The 18,554-nt window shown below is 61.8% G+C and carries 18 protein-coding genes and 1 tRNA gene; 14 read left to right on the top strand and 5 right to left on the bottom strand.

The genetic code is table 11. From position 1 onward, the window contains the following. Nucleotides 1–27 precede the first annotated feature (27 nt). From secDF to AC1DPX_RS18995, 6 genes are all read left to right on the top strand, one after another. Nucleotides 28–2,577 (top strand): protein translocase subunit SecDF, encoded by a 2,550-nt coding sequence (secDF, locus tag AC1DPX_RS19020; protein ID WP_477238765.1) that lies wholly within the window; start codon nt 28–30, stop codon nt 2,575–2,577. A gap of 26 nt (nt 2,578–2,603) precedes the next feature. After that, entirely contained in the window at nt 2,604–2,999 is a 396-nt protein-coding gene (locus AC1DPX_RS19015) for an Mth938-like domain-containing protein (RefSeq protein WP_477238763.1), read from the top strand. 1 nt (nt 3,000) lies between these two features. Beyond that, nucleotides 3,001–3,852 (top strand): phytoene/squalene synthase family protein, encoded by an 852-nt coding sequence (locus AC1DPX_RS19010; RefSeq protein ID WP_477238761.1) that lies wholly within the window; start codon nt 3,001–3,003, stop codon nt 3,850–3,852. 78 nt (nt 3,853–3,930) lie between these two features. Next, nucleotides 3,931–4,365: a hypothetical protein gene (locus AC1DPX_RS19005; protein WP_477238759.1), complete on the top strand. Its 435-nt coding sequence runs from the start codon at nt 3,931–3,933 to the stop codon at nt 4,363–4,365. After that, a complete protein-coding gene (locus AC1DPX_RS19000) occupies nt 4,365–5,318 on the top strand; it encodes a sterol desaturase family protein (protein WP_477238757.1) in 954 nt (317 codons plus the stop codon). Before AC1DPX_RS19005 ends, AC1DPX_RS19000 begins: the two co-directional genes overlap by 1 nt. A 79-nt stretch (nt 5,319–5,397) precedes the next feature. Then, a complete protein-coding gene (locus tag AC1DPX_RS18995) occupies nt 5,398–7,557 on the top strand; it encodes an SGNH/GDSL hydrolase family protein (RefSeq protein WP_477238755.1) in 2,160 nt (719 codons plus the stop codon). An 8-nt stretch (nt 7,558–7,565) separates the two neighbouring features. Here the strand turns inward: AC1DPX_RS18995 and trmFO are convergent, their stop codons facing one another. The 3 genes from trmFO to AC1DPX_RS18980 form a co-directional block, all read right to left on the bottom strand. After that, nucleotides 7,566–8,981, bottom strand: coding sequence for a methylenetetrahydrofolate--tRNA-(uracil(54)-C(5))-methyltransferase (FADH(2)-oxidizing) TrmFO (gene trmFO / locus AC1DPX_RS18990; protein ID WP_477238753.1), 1,416 nt, complete (start codon nt 8,979–8,981; stop codon nt 7,566–7,568). 568 nt (nt 8,982–9,549) lie between these two features. Then, on the bottom strand, nt 9,550–9,690 hold the full coding sequence (locus tag AC1DPX_RS18985; RefSeq protein ID WP_019858543.1) for a DUF1127 domain-containing protein: 141 nt from the start codon (nt 9,688–9,690) through the stop codon (nt 9,550–9,552). Nucleotides 9,691–9,739: 49 nt separating this feature from the next. Beyond that, nucleotides 9,740–9,880 (bottom strand): DUF1127 domain-containing protein, encoded by a 141-nt coding sequence (locus tag AC1DPX_RS18980; protein WP_013531315.1) that lies wholly within the window; start codon nt 9,878–9,880, stop codon nt 9,740–9,742. Nucleotides 9,881–10,115: 235 nt separating this feature from the next. Between AC1DPX_RS18980 and AC1DPX_RS18975 the strand changes: the two genes are divergently transcribed. The 3 genes from AC1DPX_RS18975 to AC1DPX_RS18965 all read left to right on the top strand — a co-directional run bounded on the left by AC1DPX_RS18975 (nt 10,116) and on the right by AC1DPX_RS18965 (nt 12,271). After that, complete coding sequence (locus AC1DPX_RS18975) at nt 10,116–11,234, top strand: DUF2157 domain-containing protein (RefSeq protein WP_477238752.1); 1,119 nt, start codon at nt 10,116–10,118, stop codon at nt 11,232–11,234. Beyond that, entirely contained in the window at nt 11,231–11,815 is a 585-nt protein-coding gene (locus tag AC1DPX_RS18970; protein WP_477238750.1) for a GDYXXLXY domain-containing protein, read from the top strand. Before AC1DPX_RS18975 ends, AC1DPX_RS18970 begins: the two co-directional genes overlap by 4 nt. Before the next feature lie 165 nt (nt 11,816–11,980). Then, on the top strand, nt 11,981–12,271 hold the full coding sequence (locus AC1DPX_RS18965; RefSeq protein WP_477238748.1) for a RidA family protein: 291 nt from the start codon (nt 11,981–11,983) through the stop codon (nt 12,269–12,271). A 177-nt stretch (nt 12,272–12,448) separates the two neighbouring features. On the opposite strand, the gene AC1DPX_RS18960 is transcribed toward AC1DPX_RS18965, so the two are convergent. Further along, nucleotides 12,449–12,531 (bottom strand) — tRNA-Leu (locus AC1DPX_RS18960). A 358-nt stretch (nt 12,532–12,889) separates the two neighbouring features. Between AC1DPX_RS18960 and tig the strand changes: the two genes are divergently transcribed. The 5 genes from tig (at nt 12,890) to AC1DPX_RS18935 (ending at nt 17,913) form a co-directional block, all read left to right on the top strand. Next, on the top strand, nt 12,890–14,374 hold the full coding sequence (gene tig, locus AC1DPX_RS18955; protein ID WP_477238747.1) for a trigger factor: 1,485 nt from the start codon (nt 12,890–12,892) through the stop codon (nt 14,372–14,374). A 164-nt stretch (nt 14,375–14,538) separates the two neighbouring features. Beyond that, on the top strand, nt 14,539–15,063 hold the full coding sequence (locus AC1DPX_RS18950; RefSeq protein WP_202354110.1) for a hypothetical protein: 525 nt from the start codon (nt 14,539–14,541) through the stop codon (nt 15,061–15,063). A 150-nt stretch (nt 15,064–15,213) separates the two neighbouring features. Next, nucleotides 15,214–15,594 carry a c-type cytochrome gene (locus tag AC1DPX_RS18945; protein ID WP_477238745.1) on the top strand — a complete coding sequence of 127 codons (381 nt, stop codon included), beginning with the start codon at nt 15,214–15,216 and terminating at the stop codon, nt 15,592–15,594. Between the two features lie 105 nt (nt 15,595–15,699). After that, the gene (locus AC1DPX_RS18940) at nt 15,700–16,635 is read left to right on the top strand and encodes a heme o synthase (RefSeq protein ID WP_477238743.1); all 936 of its coding nucleotides are present in this window, start codon (nt 15,700–15,702) and stop codon (nt 16,633–16,635) included. A gap of 465 nt (nt 16,636–17,100) precedes the next feature. Further along, on the top strand, nt 17,101–17,913 hold the full coding sequence (locus AC1DPX_RS18935) for a DUF2189 domain-containing protein (RefSeq protein WP_202354113.1): 813 nt from the start codon (nt 17,101–17,103) through the stop codon (nt 17,911–17,913). Between the two features lie 56 nt (nt 17,914–17,969). Here AC1DPX_RS18935 and AC1DPX_RS18930 read toward each other — a convergent pair whose 3' ends face one another. Next, nucleotides 17,970–18,443 (bottom strand): aminoacyl-tRNA deacylase, encoded by a 474-nt coding sequence (locus AC1DPX_RS18930; RefSeq protein ID WP_202354114.1) that lies wholly within the window; start codon nt 18,441–18,443, stop codon nt 17,970–17,972. Nucleotides 18,444–18,554: the final 111 nt, after the last annotated feature.

Raw genomic sequence — 18,554 nt, 5'->3', positions numbered from 1 at the left:
CGGACACGCTCTGACGGACGACGCCATATGCTGTATTTTTCGCGCTTCAAGATGATCCTGATCTGGGTGGCCGTTGCCATCACAGTGATCCTCGCCGCGCCCAATCTGTTCCCCGCCAGCACGTTGGCCCAGCTGCCGAGCTGGGTGCCCAAGCGGCAGATGACGCTCGGCCTCGATCTTCAGGGCGGTTCGCACATTCTGCTGGAGATGAACCAGAACGATCTGATCAAGGATCGGCTGGAGACGACGCGCGACGAAATCCGCACGCTGCTACGTGACGCCAAGATCGGCTATACCGGCCTTGCCGGCACCGGGCGGACCTTGCAGGTCCGCATCACGGATCCGGCCCAGCTCGACGCCGCAAAAAAGGCGTTGAAGACCTTGACCGATCCGGTCGCGGCCGGCCTGTTCACCGGCGGCTCCATCCAGGAAATGGCGCTGGATGATTCCGAGCCGGGCCTGCTCAAGTTCACCGTCACCGACGCCGGCATCAAATACCGCACGTCGACCGCATTGGCGCAGTCGATCGAAGTGGTCGAGCGCCGCGTCAACGAACTCGGCACCACCGAGCCGATCGTGCAGCGGCAAGGCGATGACCGCATCCTCGTCCAGGTGCCAGGCCTGCAGGATCCGCAGCGGCTGAAGGAAATCCTCGGCCAGACCGCGAAGCTGACCTTCCAGATGGTCGACCAGTCGATGCCGGTCCAGGACGCGCTCAAGGGCCGGCCGCCCGCGGGCTCCTCGGTGCTTTATTCGCAGGATGATCCGCCGGTTCCGTATCTGATCGAAAACCGCGTCATCGTTTCGGGCGAAAACCTCGTCGACGCGCAGGCGACCTACAATTCGCAGAACAACGAGCCGGTGGTTTCATTCCGCTTCGATTCGAAGGGCGCCGCCCGCTTCGGCCAGGCGACCTCGCAGAATGTCGGCAAGCTGTTCGCCATCATCCTCGACAACCAGGTGATCTCGGCGCCGCAGATCCGTGAACCGATCCTCGGTGGCACCGGCCAGATATCAGGCAATTTCACCGCCCAGAGCGCCAACGACCTCGCGGTGCTTCTGCGCGCCGGTGCGCTGCCGGCGACGCTGACGGTCATCGAGGAACGCACTGTCGGTCCAGGCCTTGGCCAGGATTCGATCCATGCCGGCAAGGTCGCCGGCATCATCGGTTCGATCCTCGTCGTTGCCTTCATGTTCGTCGCCTATGGCTTCCTCGGCTTCCTTGCCAACATCGCGCTGGCGGTGCACGTGGCGATGATCGTCGGCCTGTTGTCACTGCTCGGGGCGACGCTGACCTTGCCCGGTATTGCCGGTATCGTGCTGACCATCGGCATGGCGGTCGATTCCAACGTGCTGATCTACGAACGCATCCGTGAAGAACGACGGGCCGGCCGCTCGGTGATCCAGGCGATCGACACCGGCTTCTCGAAGGCGCTGGCGACCATCGTCGATTCCAACGTCACGTCGCTGATCGCGACCGTGGTGCTGTTCTATCTCGGCACCGGCCCGGTGAAGGGCTTTGCCATCACCTACGCCATCGGCATCCTGACCACCGTCTTCACCGCTTTCACCTTCACGCGCCTGCTGGTGTCGATCTGGCTGCGTCGCGCCCGTCCGAAGGAACTGCCGAAGGCGCCGGTGACCTTCATTCCGCCGGGCACCAAGATCCCCTTCATGGGCATCCGCCGCTGGACGTTCGCGCTGTCGAGCTTCCTGTCGGTGCTGTCTGTCGTGCTGTTCATGACGGTCGATATCAACTACGGCATCGACTTCAAGGGCGGCTCGATGATCGAGGTCAAGTCCAAGAGCGGCGACGCCAATATCGGCGATATACGCAGCCGATTGATGGAGCTCAACATCGGCGAAGTGCAGGTGCAGCAATTCGGCGCGCCGAACGACGTGCTGATCCGTGTCGGCACGCAGGATGGCGGCGAGAATGCCGAGCAGACCGTCATCGACAAGGTGCGCGGCGAGCTGCAGGACCAGTATGATTTCCGCCGCGTCGAGGTCGTAGGCCCGACGGTTTCCGGAGAACTGGCCAAGCAAGGCACCATCGCCATGCTGGTCGCGCTGATCGGCATCCTGGTCTATGTCTGGTTCCGGTTCGAATGGCAGTTCGCGGTCGGCGCCATCGTGGCGACGGTGCACGATGTGGTCATGACGCTCGGCTTCTTCGTTATCACCGGGCTTGAATTCAACCAGTCGTCGCTGGCGGCGATCCTGACCATCATCGGCTATTCGCTGAACGATACGATCGTGGTTTATGACCGCGTCCGAGAGGATCTGCGAAAATACAAGCGAATGCCGCTGCCGCAGCTGTTGAACAACGCCATCAACGAGACGCTGTCGCGAACGACGCTCACCTCGGTGACGACGATCCTGGCCTTGCTGGCGCTGGTGCTGTTCGGCGGCGAAGTCATCCGCTCATTCACGATGGCGATGCTGTTCGGCGTCGTGTTCGGCACCTATTCGTCGATCTTCATCGCCGCACCGCTGCTGATCCTGTTCAAGCTGCGGCCCCAGGCTTCGGCCGACGAGGAGAAGCCGGTCAACGGCGGCAAGGCGGTCGCGACCTGACGCGCGGCCCCCAAGGGGTGACGAAAGTGGTGACCGGCAAAGGCATCGTCATCCGCGAGGCGCATTTTCCTGGCCGCGCGCCGATCGAGGCCTACGGCAATGGCGGGTTCCGCTTTGCCGACATGTCGCATCGCGGCTCGCTGCTGTGCCTGCCCACAGGCATCCATGGCTGGGAGCCGGCGGATGCTTCAGCGCTGACGGTGGCGGATTTCGAAAAACTGCTCGCCGAGGCCGACAAGGTCGAGATCCTGCTGGTCGGCATGGGCAAGGATTTGCGGCCATTGCCGGCGGCGCTGCGGGCGGCGCTGAAGGAGGCAGGTATTGCCTCCGACCCTATGTCGACCGGGGCCGCGGTGCGGACCTACAACGTCCTTCTGGCGGAGGACCGCGCCGTGGCCGCCGCGCTCATCGCCGTCGATTGATATGTCCGAAAATGCCAAAATCGTCATGGATGCGGTGCGCGCCGCCGACCATGACCGGTATCTGACGGTGCTCTACGCGCCGGCCGACAAGCGCGACGCGCTGTTTTCGCTTTACGCTTTCAATGCCGAAATCGCCGGGATCCGCGACCGCATCCATGACGCGTTGCCGGGCGAGGTGCGGCTGCAATGGTGGCGTGACCTCATCGCCGCCGACAATGAGGATGCTGCCATCGGCCATCCCGTCGCCGACGCGCTGAAGGCGACGATTTCCGCCAACCGCCTGCCCAAGCTCGCCTTCGACAACATGCTCGAAGCACGCATCTTCGATCTCTATGACGATCCGATGCCGTCGCGCACCGATCTGGAAGGCTATTGCGGCGAGACGGCGGCCGCGCTGATCCAGCTTGCGGTTATGGTGCTCGATCCCGCCGAGGCGCCCCGCTTTGCCGAGCTGGCGGGCAGGGCGGGCTGTGCGCAGGCCATGACCGGCCTGCTGCTTCTGCTGCCGCTGCACCGCAAGCGCGGGCAGTGTTTCATTCCCGCCGACGTACTGGCCGCGGCAGGGTCGTCGCCGGAAGAGTTTGTTGCCGGCGATGGCGGGCCCGGAGCGCGGCGTGCGGTGGCGGCAATGATCGCGCTGGCGCGCGAACACCTTTCGGCTTTCGAGCGGGGCGCTGCCGCGTTGCCGGCATCGTTGCGCCCGGCGTTCCTGCCGCTGGCGCTGTCGCGCGCCTATCTCGACAAGATGGAAGGCTCGCGACATTCGCCGCTCGACGGCGTCGCGCGGCTGTCGGTCTTGCGCCGGCACTGGCTGCTGTTGCGGCGGGCGAGCAAGGGCTGGTCGGCACTTTGACGTAAACGTCAATCGTGCTAAGGATTCGGCCGCGCCGGAACTGTCGCTGAAGACGACAGGCCGGCGCGGAGGAAATCCATGAGTTTGCCCGTTCTGGTCGCCATCGTCGTCCTTGGCATTGCGCTGTCGGTTGCCGCGGTGCATTTCACCGGCGGCAGCAAGACGGCCACGCTGATCGATCCGGATCAGGCGCTTCGCCGTTTCGCCGAGGATTTTCCGGATGAAGCGGCTGGAGCAATCCACCTGACCGCGGATGCCAAGACCGCGTTCCTGCACCTTGGACGAGGGCGCGTCGGCATCGTCCACAGCATCGGCGACTGCTTTTTGACGCGCATTGTCACCGCTGCGGACGTCTCGGTGTCCAGTTCCGAAGAAACGAGCACTATTTTGATGGGGCTGAAGGACTTTACCTGGAAGGGCGGCCGTTTCCGCTTCGCCAATGCCGGTGATGCGCAAGCTTTGCGGAAGGCTCTTGAAGCCCGCCAGTCAGATGCCACCAAGGAGGCCGCGTGATGGACAGCTATGATTTTCCGCAGGTCACCCAGCTGGCCATTCCGTTTTTTGTCGCGGCCATCCTGATCGAGCTCTGGCTGGTGCGCACCGGCCGCGCCAAAGGCTCGTTCGAGACGCGCGACACGCTGACCAGCCTGATGATGGGCACCGGCAATGTCGTCGCCGGGCTGCTGCTCGGTGTCGTCTCCTACTGGGCGCTGCTGTGGTTGTGGCAGTTCCGATTCTTCAATCTCGGCCTGTCGGTCTGGGTGTTCCTGGCCGCCTTCCTGCTCGATGATCTGCGCTACTATGTCTATCACCGCATCGCGCACCGGGTGCGCTGGGTGTGGGCCGAGCACGTCAACCATCACTCCAGCCAGCACTACAATCTGTCGACGGCGCTCAGGCAGAGCTGGACGGGCCTGTTCACCTTCATGTTCGTGCTGCAGGCGCCTTTGGTGCTGCTCGGCTTCCATCCGGCGGTGATTGCCTTCACCTTCGGCTTCAACCTTGTCTGGCAGTTCTGGATCCACACCGAGACCATCGGCAAGATGTGGGGCTGGTTCGAATTCATCTTCAACACGCCCTCGCATCACCGCGTCCACCACGCCACCAATCCGCGCTATCTCGACGCCAATTATGCCGGCACGCTGATCATCTGGGACCGCATGTTCGGCACCTTCGTGCCGGAACTGGAGGAGGACCGGCCGCGCTATGGCATCGTCAAGAATCTGGGCACCTTCAATCCGCTGAAGGTGGCGTTCCACGAGTGGATCGGCATGTTCAAGGATGCGTTTGCGCCGGGTCTTACGCTGAGTGATCGCATCAACTACCTGATCAAGCCGCCAGGCTGGAGCCATGACGGCTCACGCGATACGTCGGAGAGCCTTAAGGCTGCCTATGTCAGACGGAATCCATGTGAGGCCGGGAAGCCGGGGCTGCCGCTTTCACAGAGTCAGCAGGGGGCGGAGTAAGTAAAGGGCAATCTTTTGTTTATTTGACACAATGAAATCCAAGTACTAGGCTTTGCCGTCATATTTTATGGTGGTGATCATGCTTCGTCTTGTAATCACTTGCCTGTTTTTATTGACATCGACTTTGGCTTACGCGACGCCGGCCATTGATTGGCGAGTGGAGCATCCGTTTCGGTATTTCACCGAAACCACCGATTTCGACATGCAGCGCGAGGCCATGGCCGAGGTCATGACAACGCATGGCGGTGCCTTCACCGCAACAGCGGTTTCCGACCTGGAGCGGCTGCTCAACGATCCGCGCTGGTTGCGGGAATGGTACAAGCAAGACACCACGCTTTATCCAAATCCAAAAGGTGCGGGCCGGCCCGAACGTGGCTGGGCCAATCCCATCAATCTTCGCCGCTCCACTTGCTGGGACAGCCGAGAACAGTGGCATTCGTCCTGTACCAGCGACAGTTTCGGAACGGCCCTTCGCACCGATTATGTGCGCCCACAAGGCCATACCGTGCTCTTCACAGTGACAGACGCGCCATCGGGTACGTGCCGATGGGAAGCCGCACGGCCGATCTTCATCGCCGGGCGCGGGCGGCTTTCGGCGACAGCTGAGCAGCCCTGCACCGCGATCGTGAAGGCGCGCATTCCCTTCGAACCGGACATTCCAGAGGCGGCGCGCGGTGTCGATGTGTCGGTGAATCTGCCCGACGGTAGCAGGCTGTCGCAACCCGCCATCTGGGTTCGCGACCGGCTCATCGCCGGCATCGGCGACAGTTTTTCGTCAGGGGAGGGCAATCCTGACACGCCGGTCGAGATCGATCCGTTGTCGAAGCGAAAGCACCTCAACCTCTCTTTCGTCTATGACCCCGATACCCAGGCGATCAAATCCGTCCCGGCTTACTCCTTGCCGGTCCGTTTTCAGAACGTGCCGGCGGGTTGGCTCGACCGCAAATGCCATCGTTCGGCCTATAGCTACCATCTGCGCACGGCGCTGCAGGTCGCCCTTGCCGATCCCAAGCATAGCGCGGTGACATTTCTGGGCTTTGCCTGCTCCGGCGCCGAGGTGACGGAAGGATTGTTGTTTCCCTATGCCGGCGTCGAGACGGTCAGCAATTCCTACTTTTCGCCCGGTGGCCGACAACGTCGGGATTTGCCGCAGATCGATCGTCTGATGATTGAGTTGTGTCGCGATGATCTTCTGCGCGCGCACGCAACGCGCACGGTCAGTTTTGATAGACCGCTGACCGACGAGCGGGGACACATTTTGCGCAGCGCCAAGCTCCTGGACTGCAAGCCCGGCCGGTTTTTGCGACCGATAGACATGTTGATCGTTTCTATCGGTGGAAACGATGTCGGCTTTACACCGCTCATCGTCGACGTTCTGACCAAAACGAGGCCGCCATACGCAAACCTCAATACCAAGATACGCGCTGAGGCACTTGGTGCTTCAGTCATCCGAACCGTTGCGCGGGTTGCCAAGGCACACGATGTGACCGTGGCGCGCAAGCGGGCGATGGAGTTACCTGCTCGCTTTGCCGCCCTGCGTAAAGCGCTGGCGCCGTTTCCGATCGTAGCCAACGGTGGAATGCCTAACGTCGTCCTGACTGCCTTCCCGAAGATCGAGTTCGACGAAAATGGAAGGCTCTGTGGCGAAGCCACTCCGCGAGGGAGGCTGGAAGGCTTCAATGCGGGTGGCGTGTTGTCGATCGACGTGCCGACGCTGCGCCCGGTAAGCGATTTTGCCAACAATGTTCTTTATCCTGCCACGCGCGATGCCGCCCGCGCCGGGAACTGGCATTTCGTCGATGCACAGCGCGAGGTTTTCGCGAAGCACGGCATATGTGCTCAAAAACGGCAGTCAGGCGGCGTTACCGCCGCCGAGAGCCTGATGCTGCCCTACTACTATCTCGATGGGGCGGGACGGGAGACATGGATTGATTTCGAACCATTTTCGGCCCATCGCGAGGCAGACTTCAAGGCATCCCGCGACACACGCGCCTATGCGCCGCGTGAGCGATGGTTCCGCACCATCAACGACATCTGTCTGTTCGTGCAATCCAAGGCGAGCGGTACGCCGCCACCGCCGTCGCAATGGGCCTTGCTCGACCTGATTGAGGTCTGCCTGGGCGGCCCGTTCCACCCTACAGCGGAAGGCCATTCCCACATCGCCGATGCGGTGTTTGCGACAGCAAGCGCGATGCTTAAGCTGCCGCAGCCGACGATCGCGGACGTGCGGCCGCATTAAGCGGGAGATTATTCAGCAGCCGCTTGCGTCGTGGGAGCCGGCAGCCCCAACCATTGCCGGCAATCGGCTTGGGCGCGCGATGTGATGGCGTGCCGTTTTGCGACCGTCTTGTCCTTGCCGCGCAGGCGCTTGCCTTCGGTCTTTACCGCCTCAACCGGCGGGAACAGGCCGAAATTGACGTTCATCGGCTGAAAGGAGCGCTTGCCCGGTTCGTCGTCGGAAACGATGTGGCCGCCGGTGATGTGGTTGAGCAGCGCGCCGAAAGCCGTGGTGAGCGGCGGTAGCGACGGTGCCTGGCCGAGCCTTTCCGCAGCGGCGAAGCGGCCGGCGAGCAGGCCGATGGCCGCGCTTTCGACATAGCCCTCGCAGCCGGTGATCTGGCCGGCGAAGCGCAGGCCGGGGCGCGACTTCAGCTGCAGCGAGGCATCGAGCAGCGTCGGTGAATTGATGTAGGTGTTGCGGTGCAGGCCGCCGAGGCGGGCGAAATCGGCGTTCTCCAGGCCCGGAATGGTGCGGAAGATGCGCACCTGCTCGGCGTGCTTCAGCTTGGTCTGGAAGCCGACCATATTGTAGAGCGTGCCCAGCGCATTGTCCTGCCGCAGCTGGACGACCGCATAGGCCTTCACCGTAGGATTGTGTGCGTTGGTCAGCCCCATCGGTTTCATCGGGCCGTAGCGCAGCGTCTCGACGCCGCGTTCGGCCATCACCTCGATCGGCAGGCAGCCGTCGAAATAGGGCGTGCCTTCCCATTGCTTGAACTCGGTCTTCTGGCCGTCGATCAACGCCTGCACGAAGGCAAGGTACTGCTCCTTGTCCATCGGGCAGTTGATGTAGTCCTTGCCGGTGCCCCCGGGCCCGACCTTGTCGTAGCGCGACTGGAACCAGCAGGTGTCCATGTCGATCGTGTCGAAATGGATGATCGGGGCAATGGCGTCGAAGAAGGCCAGCGCATCGGCGCCTGTCGCTTCCGCGATCGACTGGGCAAGCGACGGCGCGGTCAGCGGACCCGTGGCGATGATCGCCTGGTCCCAGTCCGCCGGCGGCAAGCCGGGCACTTCCTCACGCTGGATGGTGATCAGCGGGTGCGCCTCGAGCTTTTTCGTCACGGCGTCGGAGAAACCGTCGCGATCGACGGCCAGCGCGCCTCCGGCCGGCACCTGGTTGGCGTCGCCGGCGCTCATGATCAGCGAGCCGGCCAGCCGCATTTCGGCGTGCAGCAGGCCGACCGCGTTGTTTTCGGCGTCGTCGGAGCGGAAGGAATTCGAACAGACCAACTCGGCGAGGCCGTCGGTCTTGTGCGCGTCCGTGCCGCGAACCGGGCGCATTTCATGCAGCACGACGGGAACGCCGGCTTGCGCGGCCTGCCATGCGGCTTCGGAACCGGCGAGACCGCCGCCGATGATATGGATAGGGTTTTTGCTCATGAGCGCCGGAATAATCGCTTGGGGCGGCGATTGCAATTGCCGCGCGGCGGCAGCGGGAAATGACCGGTCGGGAAGCCTGCCCTTGAAACAACAACACCCGCCGGGGGAGGAGGTCCGGCGGGTGTCGTTTTGGGGGTCGATCCTCGGGAGGAGGTGAAGATCGACCGTATTCGTCATCGCCGGGGAGGAGGTCGGCTTTGACGAAATCTCTTTCGCGTTTTGAAAGGGGCGAAACCCTTTGGAGCAAAACTCGTTTGCCCCGGAGAAACAACGCCCGCCGCGGGAGGAGGTGCGGCGGGCGCCGTTTGGTTGGCCAACCCTCGGGAGGACGTGAAGGTTGGGCCTATTCGTCATTGCCGGGGAGGAGGTCGGCTTTGACGAAATCTCTTTTGCCATTTTTAAAAGGGGCAAAACCCTTTGGAGCAGAACTCGTTTTGCTCCGGGGAAACAGCGCCCGCCGCGGGAGGAGGTGCGGCGGGCGCCGTTTTGGTGGTCAACCCTCGGGAGGAGGATAAGGGCTGACCGTTCGCTGGAGGTCGGGGAGGAGGTCGACCCCAGCGAAATTCCGTTAGATCGCCCGGCGGGCGATGATTTTGATTTCGTCGCGGACGATACCGAGATCATGCAGCTGGCGGTTCGAAAGGCGACCCAGCTCGGTAACCGTCTCGCGATAAACGCGCCAGTTACGATAGTTGCGGATCAGGTTCATTGTCGTTCTCTTTTCAGAAACTTGTTCGGACCATTCGCGGTCCGAAGAATTAGACCGCCTTGCGAGCGACGTAAGGAATGTCGCTGCGGCTGATGCCGAGGTCGGTCAGTTCGCGGTTGCTCAGGCGGCTCAGCTCGGACACGGTGTCCCTGTAGCGGCGCCAGTTGCGATAGTTGCGGATCAGGTTCATGGTAGTTCTCGTTTCGTCTTTCTTGCGGATCATTCCGTTTGTGTACGAACCATAAATAGGCGGGCTCATATCGATTTAAAAGCGCTATGGCTGCATGGCAGCAATGCAAATTGTGCAATGCAACATTAACGCGCCTTCACGGACCTGACACAAAGAAGCCAGAATCAGAAAGTGCCGTGGCGTCAACGGTTTGGCTGGTTCGGCTGAAAAAACGACCTAGCGGGGGAGGCTGGACATGGCGGGCTATTCGACACGGGTCAGATCCGACATCGCGCGATGGCTGCAAGCAGGGCTGATCGATGCCTTGACGGCCGATGCCCTGACGCGTGACGTCGAGGCCAACGCGCGCAAATCAATCAGCTTCGGTTCGATCCTGGCCATGATGGCGGCCCTGCTGTTTGGAGCGGCCATCCTGATCTTCGTCGCCGCCAACTGGGACGCCATTCCGCGGCTGGCACGGGTCACGGCGCTCTTTGCCATCATCCTTGGCGGCTATGTCGGCGGCGCGGTGCTGAAGACGCGCGACCATGCGGCGATCGGGGAAGCGCTGTGGATCGTGGCGGCGGCGGCCTTCGGCGGTTCGATCGCGCTGATCGGCCAGATGTATCATTTGTCCGGGGACGAAACGTCCGCGCTTGTCACCTGGGGCGCCGGAACGGCGCTGGCGGCCGTTGCCTTGCGATCGAACCCGCTGACCGTCGCCTCGGTAGGCATCGCCGATGCCTGGCTGTTCCTGAAGGGGTTCGACCATTACAGCCGCAGCAACTTTCCGCATGCCTTCGTCGTCATGGCGCTCGTGCTGTTCGCCGTCTCGTTCTGGACCCGCAGCCAGGCCGCGCGGCATCTGATTATCCTGTCGCTGCTCTTCTATCTCGTTCTGCTGGCCGGAAATCACGCGACGCTGCCGGTGGCGATCCCTCTGGTCATTGCCTCTGCCGCGCTTTTCGCGGCTGCCGTCTTTGCACCGGAACCGGTCGACAGGATCGTGCAGCTTGGCGGCTATTTGCCTCTGCACGCACTGTTCGGCTTCCTCACCGGGCTGGCCATCATCCAGTTCGAACTGGCCGACGAAAGCACCTACAACAGCGGTTTCGCCATCGCCTCGGTCGTAGCACTCGCCGGCATCGTCGCCGCCATCGTGCTGGCTGGGCGTGAGAGCCGCGGATTGCGCTGGCTCGCCTATCTCGGCTTCGCCTTCGAACTCGCCATGATCTATGTCGTGACCTTGCAATCGATGCTCGACACGGCCGGCCTCTTCCTTGCCGCCGCGGTGCTGCTCGGCATCCTTGCGGTCATCATCATCCGCGTCGAAAAACGCATGAAGGGTCCGGCCACCGGAGGAGCCACGGCATGATGACCGGAAAAAAGCTTGCTATCTCGGCGCTGGTGCTGGCACTCGTCCAGATCGGGTTCCTGAGCTGGATCATCGCCGGCCGGGCGGCCATCCTGCGCAACGGTAAGGAAGTGCTCCTGAAGATCGAACCCGTCGATCCGCGCGATCTGCTGCGTGGCGACTATATCATCCTCGGCTACGACATTTCGCGCATTCCGGTGAAAATGATCGCCAACATTCCCGCCGATAAACTTTCCAGCGACGACACATCGATCGTCGTCAGGCTGAAGAAGGGCGCCGACGGCTACTGGACGCCGATCACCGCCTGGTTCGGCAAGGCGCCGACGCCAGCCGCCGACGACGAGGCCGACATATCTGGCCATGTCGCCGAAGGCTGGGATCTGCGCAGCGAGGGCATGACCATCACGCCGGACTACGGCATCGAGCGGTTCTACCTGGCGGAAGGCCAGGGTATGGCGATCCAGGATGACATGCGGGTACGCCCCTTCGGGATAAAGCTCGCCCTTGCCAGCGACGGCACCGCGCAGATCAAGGCGCTGGTCGACGGCGACAAGACGCTGTTCGAGGAGCCGCTGTACTAAGGCTGCATACTTACAATCGGGGCGCTGGCGCCGGCGCACCGCCCTGGAAAGTTTCCCGCGTTGCCATGCCGCTGATCGCCACGCGCGCCACCGCTGTCGTCCATGTGCCGGCGACGCGGCGATCAGCAATGCCGATTTCAGTCGAACGAAGCAGGAGATTGTTTGATGCCACTGGAACTCATCAACCCCGACGACCTGCCAGTTCCGGAGATGTACACGCAGGTTGTCGTCGCGACGGGAACCAGGCTGGTATTCGTCTCAGGTCAGCAGCCCGAAGACATACACGGCAAGCTGGTTGGGCATAGTGATTTCGCGGCGCAAGCGCGCCTGGCATTCGGCAATCTCGGCCGGGCGCTCGGCGCCGCAGGCGCACGGCCCGAACAGGTTTGCAAGATCTCTACATTGTCGATTACAAGCGCGACGAACACGTACCGATCATCGAAGAAGCGCAGATAGCGCAGTTTGGAGATCACAAACCGGCCAATGTGGTGGTTGGGGTGGCGATAATGTCCCCAGGCTATCTCATAGAGTTCGACGCGACAGCGGTCATCTGACAAAGCCAACAGGCGCCAGGGTCGGAGGACACTTTTACATCCAACGATTTCGGTGGCCTGCCGCCCGAACAGCGAAGGGTGGTGCGGGTAGAGGGACTCGAACCCCCACGATCTCTCGCCAGAACCTAAATCTGGTGCGTCTACCAGTTCCGCCATACCCGCGTTGCCCGGCAATCCCATGTAGCCATCATTCTGTCAATGTCGGAGACAAGATGTCGGGTGAGAGCCGCAATGTTGGTTATTCGCCTAAGCGCGAAGACTGTTGAAAATTAGGCTCGCCTGTGACAAAAGGCGTGTCAAATGTGACGGGACGCGACGATCCGCTTCTACAGAATGTGATAAGAAGTAGGAAAAACAAGAACTTATTCACATTTTGGAACGCAGTTTGGGAGAGTTTGAGCCGTAATTTCGGTCAAATCGCCAGGTTCCGTACCAAAAGCCATTCCCGGCAAGATTATACCGGCAGGCTGTAAACGGCAGAGGCCGTGGCAGTCTCATTGGTGAAAACAAAGGTTTTACGATGCAGGTCACCGAAACGCTCAACTCCGGTCTCAAGCGCGAGATCAAGATCACCGTGCCGGCGGGTGACATGGAAGCCAAGCTGATGGCGCGGCTGTCGGACGCTCGCAACAAGGTTCGCATCAACGGCTTCCGGCCGGGCAAGGTGCCGGTGCAGCACCTGCGCAAGGTCTATGGCAAGTCGTTCATGGCCGAGGTGGTCAACGAGATCCTCAACGATTCGACCCGCTCGATCATCACGGGCCGGGGCGAAAAGGCCGCCATGCAGCCCGAAGTCATCATGACCGAGGACGAGAAGGAAGCCGAGAAGATCCTGGCCGGCGGCACCGACTTCGAATTCCGCCTCAACTATGAGGTCATCCCGGCGATCGAGATCAAGGATTTCTCCGACATCAAGGTGACGCGTCAGGTGTTCGACGTGCCGGACGCCGAGATCGACGACCAGGTCAAGCGCGTCGCCGAATCCGCACGCAGCTATGAGCCGAAGACCGGCAAGGCCGCCGAAGGCGACCGCGTCAGCATCGACTATGTCGGCAAGATCGACGGCGAGGCCTTTGCCGGCGGCGCCGGCACCGACCAGCCGCTGGTGCTGGGCTCAAAGGAGTTCATTCCGGGCTTCGAGGACCAGCTTATCGGCACCAAGGCCGGCGATGAAAAGCAGGTCATCGTGACCTTCCCGGAAAACTACCAGGCCGCCCATCTGGCCGGCAAGGAAGCCACCTTCGACGTCACCGTCAAGGAAGTGTCGAAGCCGGGCGAACTGGAAATCAACGACGAGACCGCCAAGAACCTTGGCCTGGAATCTCTCGAGCGCCTGCGTGAGATCGTGCGCGGCCAGATCGAGGGCCAGTTCGGTTCGATGACGCGCCAGAAGGTCAAGCGCCAGCTGCTCGACCAGCTCGATGCGGCCTATTCGTTCGAGGCGCCGTCGAAGCTCATCGACGCCGAGTTCAACAACATCTGGGCCCAGGTCACCCGCGATCTGGAAGCCGCAGGCCGCACCTTCGCCGACGAAGAGACGACCGAGGAAGAAGCCCGCGCCGAGTATCTGCGCCTTGCCGAACGCCGCGTGCGCCTCGGCCTGGTGCTGGCCGAGATCGGCGAGAAGGCCGGTGTCACCGTATCGGACGAGGAATTGCAGCGCGGCCTGTTCGAGCAGGTTCGCCGCTTCCCGGCCAACCAGCAGCAGGAGGCCTTCGAGTTCTACCGCAGCAACCCCGAGGCGCTGAATGCGCTGCGCGCGCCGATGTTCGAGGAAAAGGTGGTCGATCACCTGCTCGGCCAGATCTCGGTCACCGACGTCAAGGTCAGCAAGGAAGAGCTGATGGCTGACGACGAGGAAGCCGAAACCACGACCAAGGCCAAGCCCGCGAAGAAGGCTGCTGCCAAGAAGGCTGAAGCCAAGGCGAGCGAGGCGGGCGACGAGGCGGAAGAGCCGAAGAAGAAGGCCGCGCCGAAGAAAAAGGCCGCCAAGGACGCCGAATAGGCTCCCGCAGTTGATGGAATCGACGAAGGCCGCCCTCGGGGCGGCCTTTTTCGTTGCGAAACTGCAACAGCCGATTCGCTTTGCGGGAAGCGGCACTTGGCGATACCTGGCGTTGATCATTATCTGCGCTGCTGCTGCAAACCGTGTGGTTCCTGGAGGGGGCGTTGAGCCTATTCTTCGAAACGGGGCGCGCCGTCGCCCTGGCGCTCGTTCTGGCCTTCGCCTGTGATCTCGCCCAAGCCGATGCGCTTGCCGGCGAGTGGCGCTTCGCCACGGACGACGACGGCCTTGTCACCGCTTCGCTTCATGGCACCAACAAGCTGATCACGGGCGGCGGCGCCTTGAGCTACAGCCCGGTGCTGACGATTGCCTGCCGGGCAGACGGCGAACCGCGCTGGACCGAATGGCTGCAGTTGAATGACGGGGTTTCGGCCAGCCGCAAGATCACCATGTCGGTCACCGTCGACGGCGGCGGCAAATTCGACGAGAACTGGTCGGTCGGGTCACGCGGCCGAATGCTTGTGCGCGATGGCGCCGACGGCATCAAGCGCCTTGTTCCCGCCAGCCGGCTGTCGCTGTCCTGGCGGTTCGGCCTGTTGTCAGGCCGCGGGCAGGCGGATTTCGACCTTGCGGGGCTCGAAGAGGCGGTCGAGCAGATCGCCGGAAGCTGCCGGACCGATCCGCCTTGAGCGCGGCCGTGTTCTAAACCTTCGCAATGCTTGGGTTTTTATACCCGCAGCCTGGATTCCATGGTATGTTGATACTGCAATTCCACTGGGGAGATATTCCGCCCCGGCGCGATCGTCCGAGGCATAAATGGCGATCAGGGAGGAAATGCCATGCGCGCTATAGTGTTTTCCGCCGCGGTGTCCGTTTCGATCTTCATCGCGCATCCGTCGCAGGCACAGGATGCCGCGGCTGGTGAGAAGGTCTTCACCAAATGCCAGGCCTGCCACATCGCAAACGAGGACAAGAACAAGATCGGTCCATCGCTGCATGGCGTCATCGGCCGCACGGCCGGGACGCATCCGGATTTCAAATATTCCGATGCCATGATCGCGGCAGGCAAATCCGGCATCAAATGGGATGAGCCAACGCTGACGACCTACCTTCACGATCCCAAGGCCATGGTCAAAGGCACCAAGATGACGTTTCCCGGCCTCAAGAACGATGCAGACGTGGCCAACGTCATTGCCTATCTGAAAACGTTCTCCAAGTGAGCTGGCTGCCCCGCCATCCGTCTAACGTCTTGTCTTGCCGTGGTTCTATCCAAATCAAGGGACAGCGTGGCCCAGCCTGCCTGATTCCATCGGTGGTCGTCGGAGATGTCGACTAGGGAAAGCCGGCTCAAGGATACCGCCATCCGCCTCTCGGAAGCGACGGCGGGTGATTTCTTCGCGCTTTTGAAGCCGCGTGTCATGGCGCTTGCCGTGTTTACCGCTTTCGTCGGCCTGATGGTGGCGCCTGGCGCGATGAATCCGGTCATCGCCGTGATTGCAATCGGTGCGATTGCGATCGGAGCGGGAGCGGCGGGGGCCCTCAATATGTGGTATGACGCGGACATCGATGCGCTGATGTCGCGCACATCAAAGCGGCCGGTTCCGTCGGGCCGCGTCACGCCGGGCGAAGCGCTTGGCTTCGGCCTCGTGCTTTCCGCGCTTTCGGTCATGACACTCGGCGTACTGGTGGGCTGGCTTGCCGCATCGCTGCTGGCCTTCACCATCTTCTTCTACATCGTCATCTACACAATGTGGCTGAAGCGCTCGACGCCGCAGAACATCGTCATCGGCGGCGCGGCCGGTGCCCTTCCTCCTGTCATTGGCTGGGCGGCGGCAACTGGCGCCATCGGCGTTGAAAGCCTCATCCTGTTTCTGATCATCTTTCTGTGGACGCCGCCGCATTTCTGGGCGCTGGCGCTGTTCAAGGTTGGCGACTACGCCGCTGCCGGCATTCCGATGATGCCGAATGTGGCCGGCCCGGTTTCGGCGCGAAGGCAGATCTTCGCCTATGCTGTGCTTCTGGCGCCGGTGGGCGTGCTGCCTTGGCTCCTCGGATTCACCAGCGGCTATTACGGAATTGCCTCGGCCGCATTGGGCGCCGGTTTCATCTGGCATTCCTGGAAGGTTCTGGCCGCTTCCGAAACAGAGCTGAAACCTGCCAAGGCGCTGTTTGCCTATTCGATCTTCTATCTTTTCGCGATCTTCGCCGCGCTGCTTGCCGACACCATTGCCATGCGCGCGTTGATCTCAGTCGGGGCTTGAGCGCAGATCAGCGTCCGCGAACCGTTCTGGCCGGTCGGCAAGTGCCGTACCGAAGACGCCGCGGTGCCGTCACGATGGCAGCGCACAGAATCCGAGCAACAGCAGAGTGACTATGCCAAGGGCAGGTATGAGAAGCGTCCTTGCGTCCATGACCTTCGCCTTCGACCCGGTGCATGGTCCTGAAGATCGGGATCGATCCTGCTTCGCCGCTCTCCGGTTCGCAGAAGGATCATGCGCCAATCCAAGTGGTCCAGCGTCTTTACGTCCCCAAAAAGGGACACGCGGCGCTGCATGAGCATATCGAAGAAAGGCCTCAGCCAGCCGTGCGGTGCCGACAACTGGCGACAAGTCGCCCACAAGAGAGTATATTGGTGATGGTGCAGGTCGCGGTTTTGCGTGGCCAGTCACGCAGACGACAGCACCGCGAAATCGCGACCGTTCCGGACACAGTCTGGAGGAACGGCCATGACAAGCTTTCATGTGATAGCAGGCGCCAGCGAGACGCTGGAACATACCAAAATTCGAAAGATCGCTGTTTCTGACCTTTTTGACGCGCTCAGGCGGGGCGTCGATGATTTCATGGTCAAACCGTCGCATATCGTCTTTCTCTGCCTGATCTATCCGCTCGTGGGCGTCGTGCTCGCCGCCTGGACTTCGGGCGCCAATGCGTTGCCGTTGTTGTTTCCGCTGGTTTCCGGTTTTGCGCTGGTTGGCCCGTTCGCGGCGATAGGCCTCTACGAAATAAGCCGTAGACGGGAAGCCGGGCTCGACACCTCCTGGAGGCACGCTTTCGAGGTCAGGAACTCTCCGGCTCTGCCGGCCATCGCTGCGGTCGGGATCATGCTGTTTGCAATCTTCATCACGTGGCTTTTGACGGCGAAGATGTTCTACGAATATCTTTTCGGCCCGGCTCCGCCGGAATCGATATCCAGCTTCATCAACGCAATATTCGCCACCGGACGCGGCTGGACGCTGATTATACTGGGGCACGCCATCGGCTTCGTCTTCGCCGTGGTGGTGTTGTGCACGACGGTCGTTGCCTTCCCATTGTTACTCGACCGCGATGTAGGCGCCTACGAGGCGATCCACACCTCGGTGCGCGTGGTCCTGGCGAACCCGATCGTGATGGCTGTCTGGGGGTTGATCGTCGCGGTCGGCCTGATCATCGGTTCGCTGCCGGTGTTCGTCGGGCTCGCCGTCGTGTTGCCGATCCTCGGTCACGCCACCTGGCATGTCTACCGCAAGGTTGTGGAGTCGCCCGCCAGGCCGGCGAGTTGAGGATATTTTGCCTCATCGCTCCGGCGGGGGAGCCGGTGCGAGATTGATCGAAGCCGTCAGTAAGCGCGGTGACTGAAGCGGGCGCGGTATGCGCCCATCGTCAGATTGCGGAAATCCTCGCCGCTGACATGCACCAGCGTTCTGTGGTCGCCGCCTTCGAAGTAGATGTCGGCGGCATCACCAAGGCTTTCGTCGACAATCACCGGCACATCGTAGGGTGCGCCGATCGGCGGGATGGCGCCGGTGTCGCAATCAGCGAAGAGCGAAGTCACCTCGTCCTCGGAGGCCAGTCCGAGACGCTTGTCCATGACATCCTGCAATGTGCCGAGCTCGATCCTGTGCGTGCTGGGAACCACGGCCAGCGCATAGCCGAGTTCGTGGTGAACAACGACCGATTTGGCCACTATGCTGCCGGGTACATGCGCCGCAATGGCGGACTGTCTGCTGGTGGATGTGCGGTGGTGGGCAATTGTGTCGTATGAAATTCCCTTGCCGTCGATAAAGTCCTTCAGTGTGGTTGCGATCGTCATCTTGGCCTCCCTTTGCCGGAGTTCGCGACGCGTGAGGAAACGAGAGCAATTGTTCTGCCTATGTCGTTTCCGGTACTAAAATGGATCAGCTGCCGACGGTTCGAGGCGCGG

Source organism: Mesorhizobium sp. 01N446 (assembly GCF_056399285.1).
The sequence above is the reverse complement of the archived record's forward strand: the minus strand, read 5'-3'. Positions and strand labels throughout refer to the sequence as shown.

What these genes read in the sequence shown, in the direction of transcription:
- secDF (WP_477238765.1), top strand. Translation starts at nt 28, where the DNA reads ATGCTGTATTTTTCGCGCTTCAAGATGATCCTGATCTGGGTGGCCGTT.
- AC1DPX_RS19010 (WP_477238761.1), top strand. Translation starts at nt 3,001, where the DNA reads ATGTCCGAAAATGCCAAAATCGTCATGGATGCGGTGCGCGCCGCCGAC.
- AC1DPX_RS19005 (WP_477238759.1), top strand. Translation starts at nt 3,931, where the DNA reads ATGAGTTTGCCCGTTCTGGTCGCCATCGTCGTCCTTGGCATTGCGCTG.
- AC1DPX_RS19000 (WP_477238757.1), top strand. Translation starts at nt 4,365, where the DNA reads ATGGACAGCTATGATTTTCCGCAGGTCACCCAGCTGGCCATTCCGTTT.
- AC1DPX_RS18995 (WP_477238755.1), top strand. Translation starts at nt 5,398, where the DNA reads ATGCTTCGTCTTGTAATCACTTGCCTGTTTTTATTGACATCGACTTTG.
- trmFO (WP_477238753.1), bottom strand. Translation starts at nt 8,981, where the DNA reads ATGAGCAAAAACCCTATCCATATCATCGGCGGCGGTCTCGCCGGTTCC.
- AC1DPX_RS18985 (WP_019858543.1), bottom strand. Translation starts at nt 9,690, where the DNA reads ATGAACCTGATCCGCAACTATCGTAACTGGCGCGTTTATCGCGAGACG.
- AC1DPX_RS18980 (WP_013531315.1), bottom strand. Translation starts at nt 9,880, where the DNA reads ATGAACCTGATCCGCAACTATCGCAACTGGCGCCGCTACAGGGACACC.
- AC1DPX_RS18975 (WP_477238752.1), top strand. Translation starts at nt 10,116, where the DNA reads ATGGCGGGCTATTCGACACGGGTCAGATCCGACATCGCGCGATGGCTG.
- AC1DPX_RS18970 (WP_477238750.1), top strand. Translation starts at nt 11,231, where the DNA reads ATGATGACCGGAAAAAAGCTTGCTATCTCGGCGCTGGTGCTGGCACTC.
- AC1DPX_RS18965 (WP_477238748.1), top strand. Translation starts at nt 11,981, where the DNA reads ATGCCACTGGAACTCATCAACCCCGACGACCTGCCAGTTCCGGAGATG.
- tig (WP_477238747.1), top strand. Translation starts at nt 12,890, where the DNA reads ATGCAGGTCACCGAAACGCTCAACTCCGGTCTCAAGCGCGAGATCAAG.
- AC1DPX_RS18945 (WP_477238745.1), top strand. Translation starts at nt 15,214, where the DNA reads ATGCGCGCTATAGTGTTTTCCGCCGCGGTGTCCGTTTCGATCTTCATC.
- AC1DPX_RS18940 (WP_477238743.1), top strand. Translation starts at nt 15,700, where the DNA reads ATGTCGACTAGGGAAAGCCGGCTCAAGGATACCGCCATCCGCCTCTCG.
- AC1DPX_RS18935 (WP_202354113.1), top strand. Translation starts at nt 17,101, where the DNA reads ATGACAAGCTTTCATGTGATAGCAGGCGCCAGCGAGACGCTGGAACAT.
- AC1DPX_RS18930 (WP_202354114.1), bottom strand. Translation starts at nt 18,443, where the DNA reads ATGACGATCGCAACCACACTGAAGGACTTTATCGACGGCAAGGGAATT.